Source organism: Sphingomonas sp., assembly GCF_051962185.1.
Taxonomy (GTDB): Bacteria; Pseudomonadota; Alphaproteobacteria; order Sphingomonadales; family Sphingomonadaceae; genus Sphingomonas.
In genome coordinates, this window is record NZ_JBQCCN010000182.1 from 1 (window position 1) to 3,983 (window position 3,983).

Consider the following 3,983-nt stretch of genomic DNA (forward strand, 5'->3'; position numbering starts at 1 on the left):
GCCAATCGCGTCGCGCATCGCCAGCGCGCCTGCTCGGCTTTCCTGTTTCCGCACGAATCGCCGCTGCGTCCGAACACTTTCGTCACCGGCAAGCTGATGGCGGCGATCCGGCGCTTCGCGGCAGGCGACCGCACACCGCTCGAACTCGGCGACCTCGGCGTGGTGCGCGACTGGGGCTGGGCGCCCGATTATGTCGCGGCGATGCGGGCGATGCTCCAGCGCGAGAGCCCTGAGGACCTGATCCTCGCGACCGGTATCAGCATGCGGCTGGAGGATTTCGTCGCCGCCGCCTTCGCCGCCATCGGACTCGACTGGCGCGATCATGTGAAGAGCGTTCCCGGGCTGCGCCGCCCGGCCGACATCGCCGAGCAGCACGCCGATCCGTCGCGGGCGGGCGAGCTGATCGGCTGGCGCGCGAGCGTGGCGGGCGAGGAGTTGGTGAAGCGCCTCGTCGCGGAGGCTATTTCGCCATCCGCGTGAGCATGTCGGCGGTGTAGATGCCGCCCTTGGTCGAGGCCATCTCGACCATCAGCCGGAATTTGATGCTCAGCCGGATCATCTGCCACAAGACGTAGCGGATCGTGCTGACGACACCGTGCGGGCGCGGGCCGCATTCGCGGAAATCGAACCGCTTGAACCCGCACAACAGGCCGATCTGGCGGAACGCCGAGGGCGTGTAAGCGATCTCGTGCGTGATGTCCCAATAGCGCGTCATCGACCCGAACGGTGATCCGGCATTGGGAGTCATTGCGACCAGACAGCCGGTCGGCTTGAGCACGCGCGCTCCTTCTTCGAGCACCGTCGCCAGCGTCTGCTTGTCGATATGTTCGAGGATATTGAGCGCCATGATACGGTCGACGCTGCCGTCGGCGAGGCCCTTGAGGCCGGAAACGAGATCGGTGTCGAGGAAGGTCGCGCCCGGCACGCGCTCGCGCGCCAGCTCGTTCTCGCCGCTCGACAGATTGATGCCGGTCGCGCTCGCAGCGCCCCGCGAGAGCGCGAACAGGCAGCCTTCGCCCATGCCCGAGCCGAGATCGACCATCACTTCGCCCGGCTGCGCGCCCCAGTCGCCGAGCAGGCGGCCGAGCGTCGACACGGCATTGGCCTTCATCGCCTCGGTGAAGGCGGTGCGCGACGAGGTCGTCTCGAAATATTGGTCGATCACGCGCTCCTGCGTGGTCGGCGCGGCGGCGTCGCTCATCCGATCAATCTCCTCATCGCGGTCTCGACCATGGCAGCCTGTTCGGGCCACGTGAAGAAGCGTTCGGGCATGTTGGGGTCTGGGGTGAAATGTTCGGCCGCCGTAAGCGCTTCGACAAGCGCCCCCGGCGTGGTCGGCATCGCCAGCGGGGCGTGGAGGCGGGTCGCTTCGGAAATGCTTTCGCGCAACTCGCCGCCATAAGCGACCACCGGGCGACGGCAGGCGAGCAGCTCGAACAATTTGTGGTGAAAAGTGCGGCCGAGGAAGACGTAGATGTTGGCCAGGGCGTGCTGGCACAATTGGGCCATCTCATCGGGCGAGACATAGCCGGGGATCTCGATCTCGACTCCGCGATCGTTGCGCAGCCAGTCGCCCTGCTTGCCGAGATGGATCACGCTGACCGGCGGCCGGCCGCTGCTCGCGTTGAACTCCGCGATCGCGCCGAGAATCGCGTCGACCGTCTCGCGATAATAGAGGCTGCCGACCAGCGTCACATAGCGCCGCGCCGGCTGGGGGGCGGGATGGGCCTCGAAGAAACAGGCGTCGACGCCGCTGTAGATTACCTCGGCGGTGTCGCCGAGCCAGCGCCGCGCCGCCATGCCGTGGAGCACCGAATTGGCCTGGAGCGCCGCATACCCCCGCAGCCGCCAGGCGAGCGGCAGGCGCGCGACCCGCGGGACATAGATGTCGGGATTGTCCTTGTCGTCGAAGATCCAGGGGAAACCCAGCGCCAGCGCCAGCGTGCGGAGCGCGGTCACCGCTTCGAGCGAACCGAAGGTCGCCCAGCCGATCTGTGGCCGGAAATCGGCGGCGAGCGCGCGGCCCGCCGTGACGACATTGCGCTGAAAGGCGGCGCGGCGGCCGCCATAGCGCAAGAGATCGGCGAAGGTCGCGACCGCGTTGCCGCCTCCGGCCGTGCCGGGATCTTCGGCCTCGACGATCAGCGGCCGCGACCAGTCGTGATCCGCGATCGACGCCGGCGGACTCGCGGCCGCACCGGGCACCGGCGGGCAGAGCAGCACGCAGCGATGCCCCATCCGCGCCAGCTCGCTCGCGAACCGCCCCGCGCGCACGCCCGAAATGTGCGGTGCCGCGGGATGCGTCCCGTTGATCAGCAGGATGTCCATCGCGGGCGTGAGGCGTCAGGCGGCGAGGCGCTTCGGCTCGATGCCCTGCGTCGCGGGTTTGAGGAAATGCTGCTTCCACATTTCGTGGATGAACGGCTGCCACAAATTCCAGCCGAGCCCGAGGTCGCCGGCGCGGATGCGGTCGAGCACCTTCAGCCACCATTTCTGGTCCCAGATCTCGGACTGGCGGAACGAGGCCGAGGTCAGCGTGTCCTGCATCAGCTCGAGGAAGCCGGGCGAGGTGAACCACAGATCCTGCGGCGGACGGAAGCCCTGCTTGTTCCAGCGCGTCGCGATCGCCTCGGGCAGGAACTCGCGCAGGCCTTCGCGGATCGGGCGCTTGGTCTGGACGTCGCCCATGATCAGTTCGGGGGGCAGCGACAGGACGAATTCGGACAGGCGATGGTCGCAGAACGGCAAGCGCACCTCGCGCGAATGCGCCATCGAATTGCGGTCGCCATAGCGCAGCAAGGTGGTCAGGAAGCGCTCGAAACTGTCCTCATAGAGCGCATCGCGCAGCGGATCGCCGCTGCCATGATCGGTGCGCGCCCGCTGGTCGGATACCGCCTCGCTGAAGCCGGGCTTGAGCCCGAAGCGGATGTCCGAGCCGCGGTTGAGCATATGCGCCAGCGCGTGGCGCAACCGCTGTGGCACCGCCGATTTCATCCGCATCGCGCGATCCATCTGCGCGGCCGGGTAGCGGCGCTCGATCTCGGGCAATTCGCGCGCCAGGCGATCGGTCTCGCCCCGCGCCTTCAGCGCGCGGATGTAATAAGCGAAATATTGCTCATAGCCGCCCATCAGCTCGTCGGCGCCCTGGCCGTCGAGCAGCACGGTGATGCCGTGCTGCTTGGCGAGGTGGAATACGCACCATTGCGCGAACTGGCTCGACGATCCGACCGGCAGTTCGTTGTGCCACATGAAGCTCGGCAAATCGGCGATGAAGCGGTCGACGGTCGGCTCGACGATATGGCTGGTGACGCCCGAGGCGTTCACCACCATCTCGGCATAATGCCATTCGTCGGCGGGCGTGCCCGGGAAGCGGCCGGTGAAGGTGTGATAGACCGCGTCGGGGCCGAGCAGGTGGCGGACCGCGCCGACGATCGCCGACGAATCGAGCCCGCCCGACAGGCACGAGCCGACCTCGACGTCCGAGCGCATGCGGATGCGCACCGAATCGACGAACAGGTCGCGGAACTCCGCCATCGCATCCTTGGGATTGGCGAACTGGCGTTCGCGCGTCAGGTCGATGTCGAAATAGCGCCAATGCTTGGTGTCGAGCGTCTGGCAATTGAGGACCATCGCTTCGCCGGGGAGCAATTGCTCGATCGCGGTGAAGACGGTCTGGCGCTGGCGATCGGCGCTCGATCCCGGCTGGCAGGTCTCGGTGACGACGCGCAATTCGTCATGGTCGTGCGGCACGCCGGGGAGCGCCAGCAGCGCCTTATATTCGGACCCGAAGGCGAAGAAGCGGTCGCGCAACGTATAGAGGAACGGCTTTTCCCCATATCGGTCGCGCGCGCACAGCATCATCTTCTGGCCGCGATCGTAGAGTGCCAGGCCGAACATGCCGTTCAATTTCGACAGCACGCCGACGCCCCAGGCGCGATAGCCCTCAATGATGACTTCGCTGTCGCTCGCCGACTGGAAGCTCA

4 protein-coding genes are annotated in these 3,983 nt (G+C 66.9%); 1 reads left to right on the plus strand and 3 read right to left on the minus strand.

What is annotated here, in order from left to right; all coding sequences use genetic code 11:
- On the plus strand, positions 1-480 hold a 480-nt coding region (locus tag ACTHJR_RS11240; protein WP_440523270.1), incomplete at its 5' end, for a GDP-mannose 4,6-dehydratase.
- Here ACTHJR_RS11240 and ACTHJR_RS11245 read toward each other — a convergent pair.
- The 3 genes from ACTHJR_RS11245 to asnB form a co-directional block, all read right to left on the minus strand.
- Positions 461-1,201: a class I SAM-dependent methyltransferase gene (locus tag ACTHJR_RS11245; RefSeq protein ID WP_440523271.1), complete on the minus strand. Its 741-nt coding sequence runs from the start codon at positions 1,199-1,201 to the stop codon at positions 461-463. The genes ACTHJR_RS11240 and ACTHJR_RS11245 overlap by 20 nt on opposite strands.
- Positions 1,198-2,328, minus strand: coding sequence for a glycosyltransferase (locus tag ACTHJR_RS11250; protein WP_440523272.1), 1,131 nt, complete (start codon positions 2,326-2,328; stop codon positions 1,198-1,200). The genes ACTHJR_RS11245 and ACTHJR_RS11250 overlap by 4 nt, the downstream gene beginning before the upstream one ends.
- A gap of 15 nt (positions 2,329-2,343) precedes the next feature.
- On the minus strand, positions 2,344-3,983 hold a 1,640-nt coding region (asnB, locus tag ACTHJR_RS11255; RefSeq protein WP_440523273.1), incomplete at its 5' end, for an asparagine synthase (glutamine-hydrolyzing).